The organism is Streptomyces bobili (assembly GCF_002154575.1).
GTDB lineage: Bacteria > Actinomycetota > Actinomycetes > Streptomycetales > Streptomycetaceae > Streptomyces > Streptomyces bobili.
The window spans coordinates 1-20,529 of sequence record NZ_MUBA01000127.1; the positions used below are offsets into that span (position 1 = coordinate 1).

Here is a 20,529-nt window from a genome sequence, read left to right on the forward strand (position 1 = left end):
CGGAGCCGGCTCCGCAGCCCGCCAAGGTCTTCCCGCACTCCTCCGCGCCGCACCTCGACCACTCGCAGCCCACTCCCGCGCGGCCGAAGGCCAACGCCACCGTGAGCGACCCGAAGCCGCCTGTCTACAACTACTGACCGAAGAGGTATCAGCATGACCGAACAGACCCCCGAGCACCCCGCAGTGCTCGAACTCGCCCGCGTCCGCGCAGGGCTCGCGGCAGGGCTCAGCGTCGCGCAGAGTGCCCGACTCCAGGGCGCCACGCCGGAGGAGCTGGCCGCTGACGCCGCTTCGTTCGCCACGGAACTGAACGCCGCCAACCCCACCACCTCTGGTCCCCTCGTCGGGGGGAGCCGCGGAACCGACGTAGGCAGCGCGACAGGCGTTGCGGCCGGCGCTGCGGAGTACGAGCGCAAGCACCCCAAGCGCGAGCCGATTGCCGCACCGACGGAGGCGGAGCAGCGCCGTAACCCCTTCCAGACCAGCACCTACGAAATGGAGACCCGATGACAGCCACGTACGGATCAGTGACCACGGCCTTTGACGAGTACCTCTCGGCGATCCGTGACCAGGCCATTGCGCTGAACGGTCAGACTGTGAGCGTGAACCTGGTGGGTGGTCAGACCCTCTCCGGGGCGCTGGCGTACGCCACCGAGTCAGTCACTGGCTGGCCCGCGGGCGGGAACAGGTGGCCGAACGCGCTCACGCTGACTGTGTCGACGAAGGTCCACAAGATCAGGCTTGACCACGTGTCGAGCTTGGGACAGGGCTGACGCTGAGCGCGTGGGCATGCAGCACACGCGAGCGGCAGCGCTCACACGCGTGCGCGTGAACGGCGTCGACGTCGGCAAGCTTGCCAAGCCTCCGAAGATCAGCGTCGGTCATGATCGAACGTGCACGACGATCACTCTGACCCTCGTCCCGAGCCGGCTGGAGATCCGCGGAGAGCACGCTGACGGCGACCGTCGCGAGGCTCGCGCCGGCTTCGCTGCCAAGATCGACTAGCCCGTACCCAGGGGGGTGACCCCCTCCGGGCGGATACGCAGACCGTTAAGGTGCTGGGCCTCGCGTTCTGTACGGGTCTGGGGGATGTGGGCGAGGCGTCCACAGGTGCCCCCAGGAGGCACGAACGCCGGCCCGCTGGACTGATTCGGACCCCGAAACGGGAGACGGGCGCACAGCGGTTCGGTATCTCGCGCTAATGAATCATCGCAGGTCAGTGGACTAAAAGCGTTCGCGGCCGATAGGATGAACCCATGCCAACGACACCCGCCCGGACGTGCGAGCACTGCTCGTCGCCCCTTCCGATGATGGCCCGTCAGCACGCTCGGTACTGCGACACACGGTGCCGGTCGAAGGCATTCCGGGCGAAGAAGAACACACTTCCCGTCGAGCTGACGACCCGCGACAGGTGGGTCCGACGTAGCGCGACGAAGGTCCCTCTGACGACTGGCGGCATGCCGGCGTCCTCGACGGACCCGCGGACGTGGAGCACTCACAAGGAGGCTGCTGCCTCGACGGCAGGCGTCGGACTGGGCTTCGTGCTCTCCGACGTCGACGACGTGGTCTGTATCGACCTGGACCACTGCCTGAACCCGCTCACCGGGCGTCTCGCCCCGTGGGCCGTATCCGTCGTTCGCGACGCGGGCGCCACCTACGTAGAGGTGTCCCCGTCCGGCGACGGCTTGCACATCTGGGGCCGTGCCGACGTCCGACAGGGACGACGCATCCGACGCCCCGACGGCACGGCCGTGGAGATCTACGGGACCGGCCGCTACATCGCAATGACGGGCCGCCGACATGAGGGAGCGCCTTCGATGCTGACGGACATCTCCTGTCTCGTCGACCAACTCACTGCGTAACAGAACACAACTTCCCAAGGGCTCTCGGCTGCTGCCGGGGGCCCTTTCGCATGCCCGGAGAGGAATCCATATGCCACCCGCTGACGCCCCTCGGTGCCGTCGAGCCGGCTGCCCGTTTGTACGCCCCGTCAAGCCACGCGCGAACGGCGGGACGCGGAGGCCGCCCTACTGCTCCCTCCCGTGTGCGGTCGTAACCCGAGGATCGGAGAAAGCGCTGAGGGAGGGCGACACATTCGAGGCCGCGCGGCTACTCCCGCTGTTCGATCTCCTCGACGCGCGCACGAGTACCCGCGACTTCGTGCCCGGCCTCTTCCGGGAGGACTGAACGGCCGGCTGACGACAACCGCATAACCCATCTAAGCCCCGTCGGGGCTTTTTCGTTCCCAGGGAATCCCTATGAGTAGTGACACGCGCCGTTGTGCGCGTCCCGACTGCCGTTTCGGCCCGATGCCGACGATGACGAAAAGTGAAACGCTGGTCGTATCCGAATTCTGTAGCGAGGCATGCCGAGAGTGGCTCGTCAACGCAGTCGCAACGGCTCAGAACGACGACCCCAACACCGTTGCGGCCGTCGAACGACACTCGCAACGCCTGTTTCTGATCGGCGAACTCCTGAATCTGCGCGACAACCCCGCGGATATGACGTTCTTCACGATGCCGACTGAGTCACTGGCGGTGAGCGATGCCGGATCTTGACATCGTCGGTACAGCCGCAGTCGACATCGTCCCGATTGCTCCGCAGCTCCACAACAAGCTACGAGCCATCGTCCTCCCTGCCGCGGACCGCGTAGGGGAGGAAGCTGGCCGACGCATGGGCGCCGCTATCTCGCGACACCTGACCGTCGACATCCCCGACGCCGTAACCAATGGCGGTAGGGCCGCGCGTGCGGCTGCGACGAGGGAGGGTGGCCAGGTCGGGGGCGCCCTAGGCAACGCCATCAAGCGTCGTCTTGAGGTGGCTTTCCGCAGCCTCCCGCGCGCCGACGTCAGGCTAGGCGACACCGGGTTCAACGCTGATATGGACCGCATCCGCGCCCGTATTCAGACTCTCGCCGGCAAGACGATCGGTATCGATATCGACGAGGGGGCCGCACTCGCCGAGATATCGGCGATTGACGCAGCGTTGGCGCGTTTGGCAGCGCAGAATCCAACCGTTCAGGTTCGGACGGACACGGCGGCTGCGCGTGCCGCTCTGGCCGACGTACAACGGCAGCTAAACGACGTCGACAACACCGACGTTGACGTAAACGTGCGCGTTGACACAGGCAACGCGCGTCGCGAACTCATGCAACTCGCGGCGTTGATCGGCGTTGTTGCGGCAATTCCCATAGCGCCTGTAGCTGTCGCTGGAATTGGCGCCATTGGCTCCGCGGCAATTGCGGCCGGCGCTGGAATCGGCGCGCTCGCCCTGGCAGCAGCCCCCGCGATTAAGGGTGTCACCGCAGCACTTCAGGCGAAGTCCGCGGCGGAGGCGGAGTCGGCCCGTGCGACGGACAACTCCGCGGCGTCGGGCGTCAAGGCTGCGCAAACGGCGCGCCAGCTCGCGTCTGCGCAATCGGCACTCAGCAGCGCGCACCGCCAGGCTGCGCAGAGCATTGCCGACGCCAACCGTCGTGTGGCCGACGCAGAGCGCAGCCTGAGCGACGCCAAGCGCAGCGCACGCCAGGCGGAGGACGCCCTCACAGAGGCCCGCCGTGACGCCCGTCAGGAGCTGCGCAGTCTCCAGGATCAGCTACTCGACGGCATCCTCGACGAGCGCGAGGCGACCCTCCGGGTTCAGGAGGCACGCCAGGAACTCGCCCGCATCACTGCTGATCCGAAGGCCACTGACCTTCAGCGTCAGCGCGCTCAACTCAGCGTCGACGAGGCACTCCGCGGAGTCGACAAGCAGCGCGCCAAGCAAGCCGAGTTGAAGCGCTCTGTCGAGGACGCTGCGAAGGCGGGTGTCGACGGCAACGCGAATGTGCAGGCTGCGACGAAGCGCGTAGCCGACGCAGACAGGCGAGTCGCCGACCAATCCCGCGCGGTTGCCGACGCCCGCCGAAAGGTCTCAGAGGCGCAGGTACAGGCGGCTGAATCCGTCGCCAACGCGGAGCGGGGCCTACAGGCTGCGCGGCTGTCCAGCGTCGACACGACGGCAAAGAGCGTCACTGCCGCGGACACGTACCGCCAAGCGCTCGCGAAGCTGTCGCCGGAACAACGCCAGTTGTTCGACGCCACAACTCGGCTGAAGTCCGCATTCTCCGACTGGGGTAAGTCGCTCGCCCCCGACACCATGCCGATCTTTACGCGGTTCGTCGACGGTGCGCGGAGGTCTCTCCCGGGTCTGTCGCCCCTTGTCAGGGAGACGGCCGGCGGAGTCAAGGAACTCCAAGACGCGGCTTCAAAGGAACTGAAGGAACCGTTCTGGGAACGCTTCAAAAAGGACATCGAGACGAGTGCTCGTCCTGCTGTCGTTGGATTCGGAAAGACCTTCGGCAACGTCCTGAAGGGTGCGGCCGGCGTCGTCGACGCATTCCTACCGCACATCGACGATATTGCCGATCGTATGGTGAGGTCGTCGGGGCGGTTCGCGAAGTGGGGGACGGGACTTAAGGGAAATCCTGACTTTGAGAAGTTCCTCGCCTACGCCGCAGATAACGGACCGCGCGTCGCCGGATTCCTCGGCTCCATTGCCTGGGCTGCGCTCGAAATCGGTAAGGCACTGGCGCCACTGTCCGGGCCGCTCCTCGACGCCCTGACACTCGTCGTCGACGGCATTGCGAGCGTTGCGGAGGACTCCCCCAACCTAATCCGCGGTGTGTGGCTCCTCGTCGCAGCATGGAAAGCCTGGACGATCGGTATATGGATGTGGAACGCGGCTATGGCGGCGAACCCTGTCGGCCTCGTCGTCCTGGCCATTGTCGCGCTTGTGGCTCAGTTCGTCATTCTGTACAAAAACGTCGGATGGTTCCGCACGGCTGTCGACGCTACGTGGAAGTTCATTCAGGTAGCTACGGACTGGCTTTGGACCAACGCACTGAAGCCGTTCTTCAAGTGGTTCGGTGACGTGGTCGTATGGCTTTGGACCTCCGTCGTCAAGCCCTACGTGAGCTTTATCATCGCGTACTGGATGAAGGTGGGCGACCTCTTCGTCTGGCTCTGGCAGAAGATCATCAAGCCGTACATTGACTTTATGGTCGGGTACTGGCGGATGGTGGCCGACGTAATTTCCTGGCTTTGGTCGGGAATCTTCAGCCCCATCTTTGGGTTCATCGGCGCGCTTATTGCGTGGTGGTGGAAGAACATCGTCCAGAAGTACTTCGGACTGGTCATGGATATCATCCGGGCCGTTGGTCGGATCTTCAAGTGGCTCTACGACGTCGGCGTGAAGCCGCACGTAGAGAAGATATCCGACATCGTCAGTAGCGTATGGACGAAGGGCCTCAAGCCTGCGTTCGACGGCATAAAGAAGGCAGTCGGCCTCGTCGGCGACGCGTTCGGTAGCGCGAAGAACGCCATCGGTAAGCACTGGAAGCAAGTCGCCGGAATTGCCGCAAAGCCTGTCAACTTCATAATCGAATACGCATACACGAAAGGCATCAAGGCAATCTGGGACAAGGTCGGCGGATTCGTCGGCATGGACCCGCTCCCGAAGGCGCCTAAACTCCTCGACACGAATCCGAAGTTCCTCGAAGCCGGCGGAACGGTGGGAAGCGGATGGGGCGTAGCAGCCCCGATGAAGGTCAACAAGCCGACAGCCATTGTCGGTGAGGGTAACCCCCGCTACCCGGAGTTCGTCATCCCGACGGATCCGAAGTACCGGGGCCGTGCTCTGGCCCTTCATCAGGCCGCGGGAACACAGCTCATGGAGGACGGCGGCATCCTCGGTGGCGTCTGGGACTGGACGCAGAACGCGGCCGGCAAGGCTGCTGACATCGCCAAGACCGGCGCTGACCTCCTCGCCAACCCGTCAAAGGTGTGGGACAAGCTCGTCCGACCGATCCTCAGTAAGGTGTCGGCAGGCGTTGGCTCCTCGCCCATGGGTAAGTCGCTCGCTAAGTTCCCGGTCCGGATGGCCGACGGCCTGAAGGACATGATCGTCAACGCCGCTACTGGCCTCTTCGGAGGTGGAGGCGGAAACGGCGAGTGGGCAAAGCCTGTCAGTGCGGCCTTCGGTACGCGCTTCGGTGTGTCCGGCAACATGTGGTCCTCCGGGCATCACACGGGCCTGGACTTCCCCGCTCCAACGGGGACTTCGGTCCGCTCTGTCGACGCCGGCTCCGTGATCGGCGTCGGACGAGGTGGTCCGTACGGCAACAACCTGGAGATCCGCCACGGCGGGGGACTGACGTCCCTGTACGCCCACCTGTCGAAGATGGTCGTCGGTCTGGGCGAAAAGGTCGCACGCGGCCAGCAAATCGGCAACGTCGGCGCGACGGGCAACACGACCGGACCTCACCTCCACCTGGAGGCGCGGCAGAGCGGACGAGCAATCGACCCCATGCCGTTCCTGACGGGTGGGCAGGGAGGCTTCTCCTCCCGTGCCGTTGGATCGGCGCAGCAGTACGCGAAGGGCATCCTCAGCGCGTACGGCTGGGGACCGGGCGAGTTCGGCCCACTCCAGAAGCTGTGGCAGGGCGAGTCCGGGTGGAACTACCGGGCGAAGAACCCATCGAGCGGCGCCTACGGTATCCCGCAGTCGCTGCCCGCGAACAAGATGGCGTCCGCCGGCTCCGATTGGCAGACGAACCCACAGACGCAGATCCGTTGGGGCCTGAACTACATCAAGAGCCGCCCCGACTACGGATCCCCGTCGCGTGCCTACGCGAAGTGGCTCCAGCGTTCGCCGCATTGGTACGACGAAGGCGGCTACCTCCCGCCCGGCCTCTCCCTCGTCGCGAACGGAACCGGCTCTCCGGAGCCCGTGTTCACCTCCGACCAGTGGGCGACGCTGCGGGAGTCGGCTCAGCGCGGACAGGGCCTGAGCGCGGACGGCATCAACGTCTACGTCTCGACGACCCTCGACGGCAGGGAACTGACCGGCCACGTGGATAAGCGCATTGAGCTGCACGACCAGCAGACTGCTACGGCACTCAACAACGGCCGTTGGGTCTGACGCACACCACCACGCACACAACCGGGCCGGCGCCGCCATGGCGTCGGCCCTAGCTACGCCCCGCGTCCGCCATGGACGCGGGGCCTTCGACGTTGAGGAGTTCCCATGATGGGTCAGCCGGCGAAGAGTGTTCTCCAGACGTGCCCGCACTGCGGATCCGACCTCCCGCAGAAGCCCGGAGCTGGGCGGGTGCGGCAGTACTGCACGCCAGAGGCGGGGAAGGCCTACCGGCAGCGTCTCAGGGCTCTGGGGTTCCCTATTTGACGGACAGGGACGCTCACTGAGACGTCACGGGTCGCCCGGTACTCCACAGCGCTGCCACGTGGCTAGCGAATCGGTCGTACAGGCCGTCGTCCGCAAGGCGCCGCAGATGCAGCATGGGAGATTCGTGGCCTAGGAGGCTGGACAGGTGCGGCGTCACCAGCATCTCGTCATCGAAGGTGAAGACGGACAGTGCAATGTGACCATCTGAGTACCGCGCTTCGATGCCGCTGTCCTCGATCTTGCGAAGCGCGTCCAGCGTGATCCGAATGCGTGTGCTGACGGTGAGGGGGACGTCCTCGATCTCCTCCCGTCGCCGCGTTACATCTGACTCGGGGTCGCCGACGAGGAACCGCACCGTGCACCCTGCCGACGCCTTCGCGGCCAGACGCTCGCCCAGACGCGGGTGCTCCTGCCACACGAAGTAGTTCGTGTAGCCGGCGAAGGTGATGGACTTTGAGGCGCCGTCGATAAGCCGTGCCCACACCGACGTAGAGCACGCGTTGCGGTAGGGGTAGGACGCGACGATCTCACGGTCATGCCCTGTCTTCACAGTGCTACGGATTGCCCTAGGCCACAGCACGTCTGCGCTCACTCCCAACGCCTGCGCTACGTCTTCCCGTGTGCGGGGATGCGGAGCCCGCGTCGGATCCGTCACCCACCGCTCGACAGTCTTACTGGTGACACCGACTGTACGTGCCAGCCGACTACGCGAGACGTTCGCGTCGTCCATAGCGCGCTGTAGGTCCGTATTCAAGGATTCCCCCGGGGACGTTTGGGCCTCTTCGGACGATAGCGCGTAGTCGGCCTGAGTGTCCGTGAGTTGGGCGTTCAAACGTCTCGTGTGGCGGGTGAGCATCTCTCCTAATCCCAGACGAAGTGTGGAGGTGCAGGGATGGCGTTATCAGTGGGTGTCGTCGAAGATCCGCCCCACCTTCCCGACCGAGTGTTTTCGCGGCCGGCTCCGTTTCCGGGGTGCGCACGGTGTGCGTCGCTCGATGCGGAATGGGTGGGGGCGACGACACCGCGAAGTGCGTCGTACGACCCGTCGCGCTCGTCGGACGTGGTCGTCCTTATGCGGCGTCACAAGGAAGCGGAACACGGGGGAGCGAAGTGACTGAGGCACTCAAGAGCTACGCCTATCCCGGGGTTTCCGCGCGGGACCGGCTGATCGTCGACAACCTTCCGTTCCGGCGGTGGGTCGAATGCGCCTCCTGCATCGACGCGAAGGACGTCGGGTCGGCGCAGGAGGCCGAGCAGTGGGCGAAGGACCACCACCGAACCAACTCCGCCCACGACCGGTTCCGCGTCGTACGCCAGACCGGATGGAAGTTCGTTCCGACGTCGGACGACGTACCGACGACGTCCCCCTAGACCCACGTCCGGCGCCTGTGCGTCGCGCGTGGTGGGCGCGGCGGGGGCGGGTGCGTGGGTGAGGTCCGCCGAGCCCGCTCCTGTCCGCGTCCTGCACGCCTCACCCCCGGGTGCGTTACCTCACCGCCTGGGGGTGAGGTCTTCTACCCCTCGTCCCCAACCCGCCGTCACATGCCGGGGACGAGGACCCGACCCCTGTGAACTGTCGCCAGACTCAGGGGTCGGCCAGGCCCCGCCTTTCTCGTCATCCCCGTGCGAGAGGCGGGGCTTTGGCGTTTCTGCAGGTCACTCAGCTTGGGCGAGCAACCGCCGTTGAACGTACTTGCGTCCAGCAGGTTGTAGCGGAAGTTGCCGCGGAACTCCGCCAGCGTCTCGGCGACCTTCGCCTTCTCCTCGGTGGTGATGTTCCGCCAGATCCGCCCGTCGGGCAGCGTGACGGTCTCGGCGATCGGGCCGTCGGCGTAGATGTTGTCCCCGCTGCACAGGAAGAAGTCGGGGTCCAGTGCGGCCATCGCGTCGTAGATCCGGTAACCGCCCAGCTCCGGGTTGATGCCCCAGCCCTGCCCGGCCAGGTCGCCCGACCAGACGAACCGGACGCCGTCACGCCGCCGTTGGGACACGGTACGGAAGCTGCCGGTCACCGGCTCGCCCGTACGGCGCGGGTCCTGCGGGTCGGCCAGCACCACGCGGTAGTGGATCTCCTGGCCGGACGGCAGCCCGTGCAGCCGGGTCGTACCGGTGAAGTCCGTGCCGGCGCCGAGCAGCGGACCGTGCCAGCGGCGCGGGTTGCGGAACGACTCCGTCGCCGAGGTCTCGACGATCATCCGGGCCGGCCGGTCGGAGCGGACCCACACCAGCCCGGAGTTCGCGGTCACGTCCCCGGTCTGCACCCCCCACCCCGCGCCGGGCCGTCCCGACAGGGCGAGAGCGGGCGCCGCGCCGAGGCCGACGGGCAGGGTCAGGGCGGCGGACGCGGCGAGCGAGCCGCGCAGGACGCCGCGGCGACCGGGGAATGGGCGAGATGACATGGGTGGGCCTCCTGGAACGGGAACCTGTCGGTGTGCACCGTCACACCTACTGGCACGCCGCAGCGCGCACGCTAACCACGGATGAACAACTGGACGCGGCACCTCGCGGACACCCGCCGGTCACCCCGCCCGCACGGCCCACGCCTTCGCGGACCCCCGCCGGTCACCCCGCCCGCACGGCCTCCGCCAGCAGGCGTACGCCTTCGCGGATCCGCGCCGGTGACAGATGCGCGTACCCGAGCACCAGCCGCACCCCGGGCCCGGCGGCGGTGTCCGTGTGGTTGTACTGCGGCAGGGTGCGGACGGCAACCCCCGCGGCCGACGCGCGCTCGGCGAACCCGGCCTCGGGCCCGTAGCGGCCCGGGAGCGCGGCGATGACGTGCAGTCCGGCGGCGATCCCGGTCACGCGCGTGCCGGGGAAGTGCTCCCCGAGCGCCGCCACGAGGGCGTCCCGCCGGTCGCGGTAGGCGCGCTGGCAGCGGCGCAGCTGACGGTCGTAGTCGCCGCGCTCCACGAAGCGGGCGAACAGTGCCTGGTCCAGGGCCGGATGACCCAGGTCCAGGGTCCGCTTGCGTTCTACGACCTCGTCGGCCAGCGCCTCGGGCACCAGCAGCCAGCCGAGCCGCAGCCCCGGCGCGAGGGACTTGCTGACCGACCCCGTGTACGCCACCCGTTCCGGGTCCAGGCCCTGCAACGCGCCCACGGGAGCACGGTCGTAGCGGAAGTCGCCGTCGTAGTCGTCCTCCAGCACGAAGCCGTCCACGGACCGCGCCCAGTCGAGCAGGCGGGTGCGCCGCCGCGCCGAGTAGGCGATGCCCGTGGGGAACTGATGCGCGGGCGTCGTCACGACGGACCGTACGCCCGACGCCTCCAGCGGCCCGAGGGCGAGGCCTTCCCCGTCGAGGGGGAGGGGGACGGCGCTGACGCCCGACGCCGCGTACAGGGCGCCGTACTGCGGGCTGCCGGGGTCCTCCACGCCGACGGCGTCGATCCCGCGCGCGTGGAGCACCAGCCCGAGCAGGGCGTTCGCCTGCGCCACGCCGGAGACGACCACGAGCCGCTCCGGGTCGGCGACCACGCCCCGCCGCCGGGCGAGCAGCGCGGCCAGCGCGGTGCGGAGCCGGGGCAGCCCGCGTGGGTCCGGATAGCCCAGCTCGTGGTGGGGCAGCTCGGCCAGCACCCCGCGCTGCGCGGCGGCCCAGGCGGCCCGCGGGAACAGCGACAGGTCCGGCGTCCCCGCCACGAAGTCGGCCCGCGCGGCCGGCGATCGCGGCGCGAGGTCACGTGCGCGGGGCGGCGCCGCGCGCACGGCGCCGCCCACCCAGGTGCCGGCGCCGCGCCCGCTGCGCAGATACCCCTCGGCCGTCAGCTGCTCGTACGCTTCGGTGATCAGCCCGCGCGACACCCCGAGGTCGGCGGCGAGGTCCCGGCTCGACGGCAGCCGGGTGCCCTGCGCGAGCCGTCCCGAGCGGACCGCCTCCCGCAGGGCCGCCTGGAGAGCGCGGCCCCGCGCGCGCGGCGGGGCGGAGGCGGCGGGCAGCAGCACCTCCCACGCGGCGGACCCGCCGTCCCCGCTGCCGTCCTCGTCGGCGTCCCCGCCCGGATTGGTCCCCGATGACGTCATGGAAGTGGACCTTAATCCGGGCCGCCGCGCTTCCTAACGTCACCCTCATGAACGTCACCACCACGCGTGGCTCCCTCCTCGCCGCGCTCGCCTGCGTCCTCGTCGGAGCGTCCTTCACCGCCAACAGCGTCCTGGGCGACTACCCGTACGCCGGCGGACAAGCCCTGCGCTACGGCCTCGCGTGCCTGCTGCTCGTGCCCCTCGCCGGCGCGGGCGCCCTGCCCCGCCTGCGCGCGCTCACCGCCCGCCAGTGGGCCCGCCTCGCCCTGCTCGCCGCCGTCGGCATGGTCGGCTTCAACCTCGCCGTCCTGGCCGCCGAGCGCTCCGCCGAACCGGCCGTCCCCGGCGTTCTGGTGGGCTGCGCGCCCGTCGTCGTCGCGGTCCTCGTCCCGCTCCTGGAGGGACGCCGCCCGCGCCGTACCGTCCTGTACGGCGCGTCGCTGGTCGCCGTCGGCGCGCTCACCGTGCAGGGCTGGGGCCGGACGGACGGCGCGGGCCTCGCCTACTCGGTGTGCGCGCTGGGCGGCGAGGTCGGATTCGCGGTGATCGCCGTACCCGTGCTGCGGCCACTGGGCCCGCGGCTGCTGTCGGCCACCGTGTGCGCCCTGGCCGCCGTCGAGTCCACGGCGGTGGGGCTGATCCTGGACGGCGGCGGGTGGCTGCGCCGGCCCGACGCCGGTGAGACGGCCGCGCTGCTGTGGCAGGCGGTCGTCGTCACTGTCGTCGGCTTCGTGTGCTGGTACATGGGCATGCAGCGGATCGGCGCGGAGCGCGCCACGCTGTTCTCCGGCCTCATCCCGGTCGCCGCCGCCTGCACGGCCCCGCTCGTCGGAACGGGCTCCTACGGCCCCGCACAGGCCGTGGGCAGCGCCCTCGTCGGGGCCGGAGTCGCCCTGGGCGCCGGGGTGTTGAGCCGTCGCCGGGGTGTCTCAGCGGCTGCCGTCGAGCAGCACGCGCGCGACGAGCGCGGGGTCGTCGTTCATCGGGCAGTGCCCGCAGCCGGGCAGCCGCACCAGACGGGCGCGGGGGATGATCCGCTTGGCGCGGACGCCCTGCCGGCGTACCAGCAGCATGTCGCGGCTGCCCCAGGCGACGGTGACCGGGATGCCGGGGATGTCGTCCGTGAAGCGGACGGTCGCACCGGAGCGCAGGGTCTGGTCGAACCCGGTCGCCCCGGCCAGCGCCAGCGTCTCGGCGACCACGGCCTCGGGTGAACGGCGCGCAGGGCGGGCGTAGATGGTGCTGGTCAGGGCGGTGCGGCCGGCCGCCGACCGGGACAGCCGCTCCACCAGCGGCAGCGGCATCCGCCGGGAGAGCTGCCGCATCGTCAGCAGCACCCCGAAGGCGTAGCGCCGCTCGGCCTCCGACCAGAATCCGGCCGGGGACAGGGCGGTGACGGACCGTACGCGCTTCTCCCGGCCCAGTTCCAGGGCCAGCAGACCGCCCAGCGAGTTGCCCCCGACGTGCGGGCGGTCCAGTTCCAGGGTCTCGCAGAAGGCGGAGAACACCGCGGTCGTCGTGGCCAGGTCGTAGGTCAGCCCGTCGGGCAGGGACGGCGACGCGCCGAAGCCGGGCAGGTCCACCGTGATCACGTCGCGCTCGGTGGCCAGGATGTCCACCACCGGGTCCCAGGCCTGCCGGTGATGCCCGATGCCGTGCAGCAGGAGCAGCGGCTCACCGCGTCCCACGCGTGCGTAGGAGACGGTGACGGGCCGCGGCCCGTCGGGGGTGGGGACCGGGAACGAGACGGTGGCGGACATGGGGGTGCTCCTCGTCTGAACAGGCGGACGCGGTACGGGCCTACGGCGGCGGCGGGGCGGGCCGGCGGCCGGTCGCGCAGACAGCTTGTCAGCAATTACTACCGACGGGTAGCCCTGGGTGGGCCCGCCGTCTGGACACGGCCCCGGACCTCGGGATGGGATGGCGGGGTGACCGCAGACACCCTCACCGACGTCTTCGAGGAGCACCGTTCGTTCCTGCTGGGCGTCGCCTACCGCATGCTCGGACGGGTCGCCGACGCCGAGGACGTGGTCCAGGACGCATGGCTGCGCTGGGCCGCCGCCGACCGCGGCGACGTCCGTGAACCCCGCGCCTACCTGGTCCGCGTCGTGACCCGCCTCGCCTTGGACCGGCTGGCCCGCATCAAGGTCCGCAACGAGGCCTACGTCGGTCCCTGGCTGCCCGAGCCGTACGTCACCGACTTCGGCGACACCGTCCAGGACACCGCCGAACGCGCCGTCCTCGCCGACTCCGTCTCCCTCGCCGTCCTCGTCGTACTGGAGTCGCTGTCCCCGCTGGAACGCGCCGTGTTCGTGCTGCGCGAGGCCTTCGGCTATCCGCACGCCGACATCGCGGCCGTCCTGGACCGGTCCGAGTCCGCGGTCCGCCAGCTCGCCGGCCGCGCCCGCCGGCACGTCGACGAACGCCGGCCCCGCTACGACGTCGACCCCGTCCAGCGCCGCGAACTGACCGAACGGTTCCTCGCCGCCGCCACGGAGGGCGACCTCGATGGCCTCCTCGACCTGCTCGCGCCGGACGTGCGTCTCGTCGGCGACAGCGGCGGCAAGTCGAAGGCGCCGCTGCGGGTGCTGGAGAGCGCCGACCACGTGGGCCGCTTCCTCGTCGGCGTGAGCCGCAAGGGCGTTCCCGACCTGTCCGTACGCGTACTCGAACTCAACGGCGGCCCCGCGATCCTCCTCCTGTCCGGCGGCAAACCGGACAGCGTCCTCCAGCTCGACGTGGCCGACGGTCGCGTCCAGACCGTCTACGCCGTCCGCAACCCCGACAAGTTGCGCGCGCTGACCGCGTAGGCCCCCTCCGGCACCACGGCCCCCGTCGGCAACGCGACGGGGGCTTTGCCGTGAGGTCACGAAAGACGGGCGAGTGCGAACGCCCCGTGAACCCTTCGCTGTCGGGCACCTGTCGGCGCCGCCGGGGTTCGACGATTGGTCTTGACCAAGGGTGGGGGCCGTCCTATGGTCGCAGAGAAGTACAACAACCTTTAATAAACAAGGGCGCGAAAAAGCCGCCGTACCACGGCGATTGCGGAGGACAGGGTGGGGACCACGCAACTGGAATCGGTACCTGAACCGAAGTACTGGCATCTGAGGACCGTGCTCAGCGAGGCACTGGACTCGGAGTTCACCGTGGGCGAGATCCTGCCCAACGAGCGGGACCTGGCCGCGCGCTTCGGCGTCGCCCGCGCCACGCTCCGGCAGGCCCTGGAGCAGCTCGAACTGGAGGGGCGGCTCCAGCGCCGCCGCGGCGTCGGCACGACCGTGGCGCCGCCCCGGGTGGGCGTCGACGTCGGAGCCGAGCGGCAGGCCTGGCCCGGCGCCTCCGAGGACGCCTGGCAGCCCGTCGACTGCACGGTCGCGGCCCCGCCGCCGGCCGTCGCCGACGCCCTGGGCACCGACCGCGACGAGGCCGTGCACATCGTGCGCCGCTCACGGGTCTCGCACGGGCAGCCCGTCGCCGCGGAACTGCTCTACGTACCGGGGGCGTCGGTGCCCGGCCTGACCGCGATCGACGCCCCGTCCGGTGCGCCGCGCGCGCGTGCGGTACTGCGCGAACTGGAGCGCCTGGAGCTGGAGGGCCAGGACCGTGCGGTAGAACTGGGCTCGGCCCGCGCGGACGACGCGAAGGAGCTGGACCGGCTTCCCGGCGCACCCGTCCTCGTCGTCACCACCCGCTTCTTCACCCAGGGCCGCACCGCGGCACTCTCCCTGGCCACGTACCGGGCGGACACCTGCCGTCTGACCTTCGGCGCCTCGGGCAACGTGGAGATCCACCACGGACCGGAACGCCAGGCGTCCTGACGCCCGGTGACCGCACGGCAGACCCCCTGAACGGCCTGCACCCGGTCACCGGCCGCACGAAGAAGCGCGCCCCGGAAGCCTTCCGGGGCGCGCCCGCGTATCCGGCCGCGACAGGCGCCCTCAGGCGCGCCCCGTCACCGTGCCCTCCACCGCGAAGAGCTGCTCCTCCACATGGTCCAGCGCCAGCCGCAGAGCCCCGGTCGCCACGACCGCCTCCCCGAGCAGGGACAGGGCCACCTTCGGCGGACGCAGACAGTAGCGGGCCAACTCCCGCCGCAGCGGCTCCAGTACGCCGTCCAGTCCCGCCGCCCAGCCGCCGATCACCACCAGCTCGGGATCGAGGGCCAGCACCAGCGCGGCCACGTCGTGCACCAGGCGCTGGAGGAAACGCTCCACGGCCGCCCGCGCCTGCTGGTCGCCCCTGCGCGCCTGCGTGAACACCTCGGCGACCGCCTGCTCGTCCAGCGGATGCAGTGGTTCGTCCGTCGTGGACAGCAGCGTCTCCGGAGTCACCCCGCGCCCCAGCAGATGCAGCGCGCCGATCTCCCCGGCCGCCCCGCCGTACCCGCGGTGCAGCCGCCCGCCGATCAGCGAACCCGCGCCCGGACTCAGCCCGGCCAGCACGAACACGACGTCGTCGGACTCGGTGGCGGAGCCCTTCCAGTGCTCGGCCACGGCCGCCGCGTTGGCGTCGTTCTCCACCAGCACCGGGCACTTGAAGGAACGGCTGAGCCGCTCGCCGAGGCGCAGCCCCGTCCACTCGGGCAGCGCGGTGCCCAGCCGTACGGTCCCGTCCGCCTCCACGATGCCCGGCGTACCGACGCCGACGGCCCGCAGGGAGCTGCGCGGAACCCCGGCCCGCCGCAGCAGCTCGGCGACCGCCGTCCGCAGCCGTTCGAGCCGCTCGTCGGCGGGCGCGCTCTCGTCGACATCCTTCGCCTGCGCGCCGAGCACCCGCCCGTCCAGGTCGGCCAGCAGCACGGCCACCCGGTGCGCCCCGATCTCCAGGCCCAGCAGATGACCGGCCTCGGCCCGGAACCGGAATCGGCGTGCCGGCCGCCCCTGCCGCCGGGCGGCCCCCTCCTCGGCGGCCTTCTCGACGACGAGTCCGGCGCCTATGAGGTCCTCGACGACCCCCTCGACGGTCGGCCGGGACAGCCCCGTCACCCGGGTGATCTCCGTGAGCGTCGCGCAGTCGGTGGCACGCAGCGCGTGCAGCACCACCGCGGAATTGATCCTTCGCAGCAGCGAGGGATCCCCGCCGGTCAGCCGCCCCAACGTCCGTCCTCCCAGCTCTCGCGCGTGTGGGGCGGATCGTACTCGGCGCGGGGCACCCCGGCGAGTGCGGCCCGCACACCGGCCCGCCTCACGCGCCGGTCCGGCCCGCCGAGACGAACCCCGACTCGTACGCCGTGATCACCGCCTGCGTGCGATCGCGGGCCCCCAGCTTCGCCAGTACCCCGCTGACATGCGACTTGACGGTCTCCGTGCCGACGACCAGCCGCGTGGCGATCTCCCCGTTGGACAGCCCACGGGCCATCAGCCGCAGCACCTCGGCCTCCCGCTCGGTCAGCCGAGCCCGCTCCACCAGGTCGCGCGCCGCCCGGTTCCCCGCCCCGTCGCCGTACGAGGCGGCCAGCCGCCGGACCGACGCCGGGAACAGCAGCGACTCGCCCTCGGCGACCAGTCGCACGGCGTGCACGATCTCGGCGGGCCGGGCCCGCTTCAGCAGGAACCCGTCCGCCCCCGCACGCAGCGCCTCGTACACGTACTCGTCGTTCTCGAAGGTCGTCACGACGAGGATCCGCGGCGGAGCGTCGACCGTCCGCAGCACCGCGCGCGTGGCGTCGATCCCGTCCATCAACGGCATCCGTACGTCCATGGCGACCACGTCGGGCCGCAGCCGCCGCACCAGCGGGATCACCGCCGCCCCGTCCGCCGCCTCCCCGACCACCTCGATGTCCGGCTGCGCCTCCAGCACGGCCCGCAGCCCGGCGCGCACCAGGGGTTCGTCGTCGACGAGGAGCAGGGTGATCGGCATCGGGTCAGCGTAGATCAGCGCAGCGGCAGCTCCGCACGCACCTGCCAGTCGCCCTCGTCCGGCCCGGTCGACGCCCGTCCGCCGAGCAGCGCTGCCCGCTCGTGGATGCCCCGCAGCCCGCTGCCCCGGACCGGGGCCGATATGCGCGCGGTCAGCGGATTGCGGACCTCCAGGCTGAGCAGGCCGGCGGCGACCTCGATCCTCACCCGGACCGGGACGGACCCCGCGTGCCGCAGCGCGTTGGTCAGCGCCTCCTGGAGAATGCGGTAACCCTCGCGGGACGCGGGGCCCGGCACGGCCTCCAGCGCACCGGTCAGCTCGGCGTCCACCTTGGCGCCCGACGCGCGCGCCGACTCCAGCAGCCGGTCGGCCTCGGCCAGCGTCGGCCGGGCGCTCACCGGCCGCTCCGACTCGCGCAGCACCCCGAGGACCCGCTCCAGGTCCTCCAGCGCGGCCCGGCCGGTCTCCTCGATCGCGGCGAGCGCCCGGTCGGTGAACGCCGGGTCGCCCGCCGCCCGCGCCGCGCCCGCCTGCACCACGGCCACCGTCAGGGCGTGCCCGATGGAGTCGTGCAGCTCATGGGCGATGCGGTTGCGCTCCAGCAACTGCTCGGTGCGCTCCTCCAGGGCCGCGAGCCGCTCGCCCGCGGAGGGCCCGAGGAGCCGCCGCGCGAGAGCGGTGACCGCCGCGCCGAGCCCGACGACGAGGCCGTACAGGGCGAGGAGGGGCAGCGGCACCAGAAGGGCGTACCACCAGTGCGGCGTCGCCTCGGCGAGCACCGGCACGTTGTGGGGCACGTGCCCGCGCGCGAGGCCGGCCAGCAGGTAGGCGAGGGCGGGCAGCCAGACACAGGCCATGCTGGTCACCACCCCGAGCGCCATCCGCACCTCCAGCCACACCACCGTGCGCAGCCGGTCCCGCCAGGCCGTCGCCGGAGACACGGAGAACGCCGGATCCCGCAGGCCCGGAGAGAGCAGCAAGCGCGCCTGCACACCCTCACCCGTGCGCACCGCGGGGATCAGGCCGAGCGGGATCAGGGCCAGCGCCGGCACCCACGGCTTCGACATGTCGATGAACAGCCAGACGCTCACGACCAGCATCGGCACCCACAGGTGCACCAGTCGTGTGTACGTCGTCCCCCGCAGCAGCGGGCGCAGGAATCGGCCCATGCCGCCATCGTGACAGGCACCACCGACAACGGGCCTCCCCCGGGCGGGGGATACGGACCCCGCCGGCGGGGGAGGCCGGGCACCGGGTCGGACGGCGATCGTAGGGTCATGACCAGCATCGACGTCCGCGACCTCACCAAGGAGTTCGGCCCCCGGCGGGCCGTGGACCGGCTCACCTTCCGCGTCCTGCCCGGCCGCGTCACCGGCTTCCTCGGCCCCAACGGCGCCGGCAAATCCACCACCCTGCGCCTCGTCCTCGGCCTCGACCGGCCGACCTCGGGAACCGCCACGATCGACGGCCGCCCCTACGCCACCCTGCCCGAACCCCTGCGCCACGTCGGCGCGTTGCTCGACGCTCAGGCTCCGCACGGCGCCCGCACCGGCCGCGACCATCTCCGGGCCCTCGCCGCGAGCAACCGCATCCCCGTCCGCCGGGTCGAGAAGGTGCTGGAGGAGACCGGGCTCGCGCCGGCCGCGCGCCGCCGCGTGAAGACGTACTCCCTCGGCATGCGGCAGCGGCTGGGCATCGCCGCCGCCCTGCTCGGCGACCCCGAGGTGGTGCTGCTCGACGAGCCCTCCAACGGCCTCGACCCCGAGGGCATCGTCTGGATCCGCGGGCTGCTGCGCCGCCTCGCGGGCGAGGGACGCACCGTCCTGGTCTCCAGCCATCTCATGAACGAGACGGCCTCCTTCGCCGACCATCTCGTCGTCCTCGGCCGGGGCCGCCTGCTGGCCGACACCCCCATGCGGGACTTCATCGACGCGCGCGTACGGCCCCGCGTACGGGTGCGCACCTCCGACCCCGCCGCCCTGGAGAAGGCCCTCACCCGGCACGGCCACGAGGGAGTCGCCCACGACGACGGGCACTGGACGGTGGACCACGCGCGCGTGGACGACATCGGCCGCCTCGCGTCCGAGGCGGGCGTCCCGCTGCTCGAACTGACCGCGCAGGAAGGCACGCTGGAGCAGGCCTACCTCGATCTGACCGCCGCCGAAACCGAGTTCGCGGCCGCTCCCCAGGAGGCCTGACATGGGATTCGCCCCCGCACTCCACGCCGAGTGGATCAAGATCAGCACGCTGCGGTCACAGGCCGCCACCCTGTGCGCGATCCTCCTCGCCACCGTCGCCTTCTCCCTGCTCGCCACGGCCGACACGGAGGGAGCGGACACCGATCCGTTGTTCTCCGCCTTCCTCGGCGTCAGCTTCGGACAGATCGCGGCGGTGGCCTTCGGGACGACGGCGGTGGCGGCCGAGTTCCAGGGCGGCGCCCTGCGCGTGTCCCTGGCCGCGGTCCCGCGCCGAGGCCTCTGGTTCGCCGCCAAGGCCACGGCGATCGCCCTGCCCGTCCTCGCAGTCGGCCTGATCACCGGCCTGCTGACCTGGGCCGTGGGCCGTGCGGCGCTCGGCGACCGGGCCGAGACGATCGGCACGGCCGAGGGACTGCGGGCGGCCGTGGGCTGCGGGCTCTACGTCACGCTGATGGCCCTGCTCGCCGCCGGCCTGACGGCTGTTCTGCGCAGTGGGGCGGCCACGCTCGGCATCCTCATCCCGTTCCTGCTGATCGTGTCCTTCGTGGTCGGCGACGCGTCCGGCTCCGTCGCCGACTTCCTCCCCGACCGGGCCGGCCAAGTCGCCCTGCACAGCACGTGGGACGGCTCGCTGGGGCCGTGGACCGGCCTCGCGGTGACCGCCCTGTGGACGGCCGCAGCCCTCGCGGCGGGAGCCTGGCGGACACGGCGCCGGGACGCCTGAGCGGGCCCGTTCCCTGACGCGGCGCCAATTGTCAGTGGCGGCGGGTTTACTGGATCACATGGACATGGAGAAGTACCTCGCTCTCGCGGACGTGCTGTCCTCCCGGGGCTTTCCCGCGGAGGACTGCACGTCGGACGTCGGCGAGGGCGGTCCGGGGTTCCATCTCGCGCCCTTAGCGACGAGCCACGGCCTGCGGGTGGCGGACCCCGCGGTGCGCGTCGCCGAGGTGGAGCGGTTCCACGAGGAAAGGGAGGCCCTGGCGGGGAAACTGACCGAGCGCTGGGGAGAGCCGTACCGCGTCGGCCTCCAGACGATCCGGCTGCGCACCGCGCGCGAGGAGATACCCGAGCCCTGGGCCCGGCTCAGCCTCCTCGTGGGAGACGCCCACATCTGGGAGCTGCCCGAGCAGGGCCGTTGGACCGCCCTCGGCGTCGCCGACCTCGACCAGGACGACGAGGTCCGCCTCCTCCTGCTCATCACCGAGACCGCCCCGCCCTGACC

At 70.6% G+C, this 20,529-nt stretch carries 18 protein-coding genes and 2 pseudogenes; 13 read left to right on the forward strand and 7 right to left on the reverse strand.

The features are described 5' to 3' along the window. Nucleotides 1–153 precede the first annotated feature (153 nt). From BZL64_RS11565 to BZL64_RS11585, 6 genes are all read left to right on the forward strand, one after another. Entirely contained in the window at nt 154–510 is a 357-nt protein-coding gene (locus BZL64_RS11565; RefSeq protein ID WP_086768738.1) for a hypothetical protein, read from the forward strand. Next, a complete protein-coding gene (locus BZL64_RS11570; protein WP_086768739.1) occupies nt 507–773 on the forward strand; it encodes a hypothetical protein in 267 nt (88 codons plus the stop codon). The genes BZL64_RS11565 and BZL64_RS11570 overlap by 4 nt, the downstream gene beginning before the upstream one ends. Nucleotides 774–789: 16 nt before the next feature. Further along, nucleotides 790–1,005, forward strand: a complete 216-nt coding sequence (locus BZL64_RS11575) for a hypothetical protein (protein WP_086768741.1) — start codon at nt 790–792, stop codon at nt 1,003–1,005. A gap of 305 nt (nt 1,006–1,310) precedes the next feature. Further along, nucleotides 1,311–1,862: a bifunctional DNA primase/polymerase gene (locus BZL64_RS11580; protein ID WP_341868795.1), complete on the forward strand. Its 552-nt coding sequence runs from the start codon at nt 1,311–1,313 to the stop codon at nt 1,860–1,862. A gap of 396 nt (nt 1,863–2,258) precedes the next feature. Beyond that, nucleotides 2,259–2,558, forward strand: coding sequence for a hypothetical protein (locus tag BZL64_RS39520; RefSeq protein WP_143663091.1), 300 nt, complete (start codon nt 2,259–2,261; stop codon nt 2,556–2,558). After that, nucleotides 2,545–6,960, forward strand: a complete 4,416-nt coding sequence (locus BZL64_RS11585) for an aggregation-promoting factor C-terminal-like domain-containing protein (RefSeq protein WP_086768745.1) — start codon at nt 2,545–2,547, stop codon at nt 6,958–6,960. The genes BZL64_RS39520 and BZL64_RS11585 overlap by 14 nt, the downstream gene beginning before the upstream one ends. A 277-nt stretch (nt 6,961–7,237) precedes the next feature. On the opposite strand, the gene BZL64_RS11590 is transcribed toward BZL64_RS11585, so the two are convergent. Continuing rightward, entirely contained in the window at nt 7,238–7,774 is a 537-nt protein-coding gene (locus BZL64_RS11590) for a hypothetical protein (RefSeq protein ID WP_244205305.1), read from the reverse strand. Between the two features lie 560 nt (nt 7,775–8,334). Here BZL64_RS11590 and BZL64_RS11595 point away from each other — a divergent pair. Next, entirely contained in the window at nt 8,335–8,595 is a 261-nt protein-coding gene (locus BZL64_RS11595) for a DUF7848 domain-containing protein (protein ID WP_086768749.1), read from the forward strand. Between the two features lie 326 nt (nt 8,596–8,921). Here the strand turns inward: BZL64_RS11595 and BZL64_RS11600 are convergent. Both BZL64_RS11600 and pdxR read right to left on the reverse strand, forming a co-directional pair. Continuing rightward, nucleotides 8,922–9,623, reverse strand: a pseudogene (locus BZL64_RS11600) (alkaline phosphatase D family protein); the annotation flags it as partial. A 163-nt stretch (nt 9,624–9,786) separates the two neighbouring features. Next, on the reverse strand, nt 9,787–11,247 hold the full coding sequence (pdxR, locus tag BZL64_RS11605; protein WP_086768751.1) for a MocR-like pyridoxine biosynthesis transcription factor PdxR: 1,461 nt from the start codon (nt 11,245–11,247) through the stop codon (nt 9,787–9,789). 47 nt (nt 11,248–11,294) lie between these two features. On the opposite strand from pdxR, the pseudogene BZL64_RS11610 reads away from it, so the two are divergent. Continuing rightward, a pseudogene (locus BZL64_RS11610) lies at nt 11,295–12,131 on the forward strand (DMT family transporter); the annotation flags it as partial. Between the two features lie 45 nt (nt 12,132–12,176). Here BZL64_RS11610 and BZL64_RS11615 read toward each other — a convergent pair. Next, nucleotides 12,177–13,007 carry an alpha/beta fold hydrolase gene (locus BZL64_RS11615; RefSeq protein ID WP_086768753.1) on the reverse strand — a complete coding sequence of 277 codons (831 nt, stop codon included), beginning with the start codon at nt 13,005–13,007 and terminating at the stop codon, nt 12,177–12,179. 168 nt (nt 13,008–13,175) lie between these two features. Here BZL64_RS11615 and BZL64_RS11620 point away from each other — a divergent pair, with 168 nt between their 5' ends. Beyond that, nucleotides 13,176–14,057, forward strand: a complete 882-nt coding sequence (locus BZL64_RS11620) for an RNA polymerase sigma-70 factor (protein ID WP_086768756.1) — start codon at nt 13,176–13,178, stop codon at nt 14,055–14,057. A gap of 246 nt (nt 14,058–14,303) precedes the next feature. Continuing rightward, nucleotides 14,304–15,065 (forward strand): GntR family transcriptional regulator, encoded by a 762-nt coding sequence (locus BZL64_RS11625; protein WP_086768758.1) that lies wholly within the window; start codon nt 14,304–14,306, stop codon nt 15,063–15,065. Between the two features lie 120 nt (nt 15,066–15,185). Here the strand turns inward: BZL64_RS11625 and BZL64_RS11630 are convergent, their stop codons facing one another. The 3 genes from BZL64_RS11630 to BZL64_RS11640 all read right to left on the reverse strand — a co-directional run bounded on the left by BZL64_RS11630 (nt 15,186) and on the right by BZL64_RS11640 (nt 18,275). Next, nucleotides 15,186–16,343 carry an ROK family transcriptional regulator gene (locus tag BZL64_RS11630; RefSeq protein ID WP_086768760.1) on the reverse strand — a complete coding sequence of 386 codons (1,158 nt, stop codon included), beginning with the start codon at nt 16,341–16,343 and terminating at the stop codon, nt 15,186–15,188. Nucleotides 16,344–16,431: 88 nt separating this feature from the next. Continuing rightward, complete coding sequence (locus BZL64_RS11635) at nt 16,432–17,106, reverse strand: response regulator (RefSeq protein ID WP_086768762.1); 675 nt, start codon at nt 17,104–17,106, stop codon at nt 16,432–16,434. 14 nt (nt 17,107–17,120) lie between these two features. Continuing rightward, the gene (locus tag BZL64_RS11640) at nt 17,121–18,275 is read right to left on the reverse strand and encodes a sensor histidine kinase (protein WP_086768763.1); all 1,155 of its coding nucleotides are present in this window, start codon (nt 18,273–18,275) and stop codon (nt 17,121–17,123) included. Between the two features lie 108 nt (nt 18,276–18,383). Between BZL64_RS11640 and BZL64_RS11645 the strand changes: the two genes are divergently transcribed. From BZL64_RS11645 to BZL64_RS11655, 3 genes are read left to right on the forward strand one after another with little or no spacing between them, the layout of a single operon-like run. Continuing rightward, entirely contained in the window at nt 18,384–19,304 is a 921-nt protein-coding gene (locus BZL64_RS11645) for an ABC transporter ATP-binding protein (protein ID WP_086768765.1), read from the forward strand. Between the two features lies 1 nt (nt 19,305). Then, nucleotides 19,306–20,028 (forward strand): ABC transporter permease, encoded by a 723-nt coding sequence (locus tag BZL64_RS11650; protein WP_086768768.1) that lies wholly within the window; start codon nt 19,306–19,308, stop codon nt 20,026–20,028. 58 nt (nt 20,029–20,086) lie between these two features. Continuing rightward, on the forward strand, nt 20,087–20,527 hold the full coding sequence (locus tag BZL64_RS11655; protein ID WP_086768770.1) for a hypothetical protein: 441 nt from the start codon (nt 20,087–20,089) through the stop codon (nt 20,525–20,527). Nucleotides 20,528–20,529 lie beyond the last annotated feature (2 nt).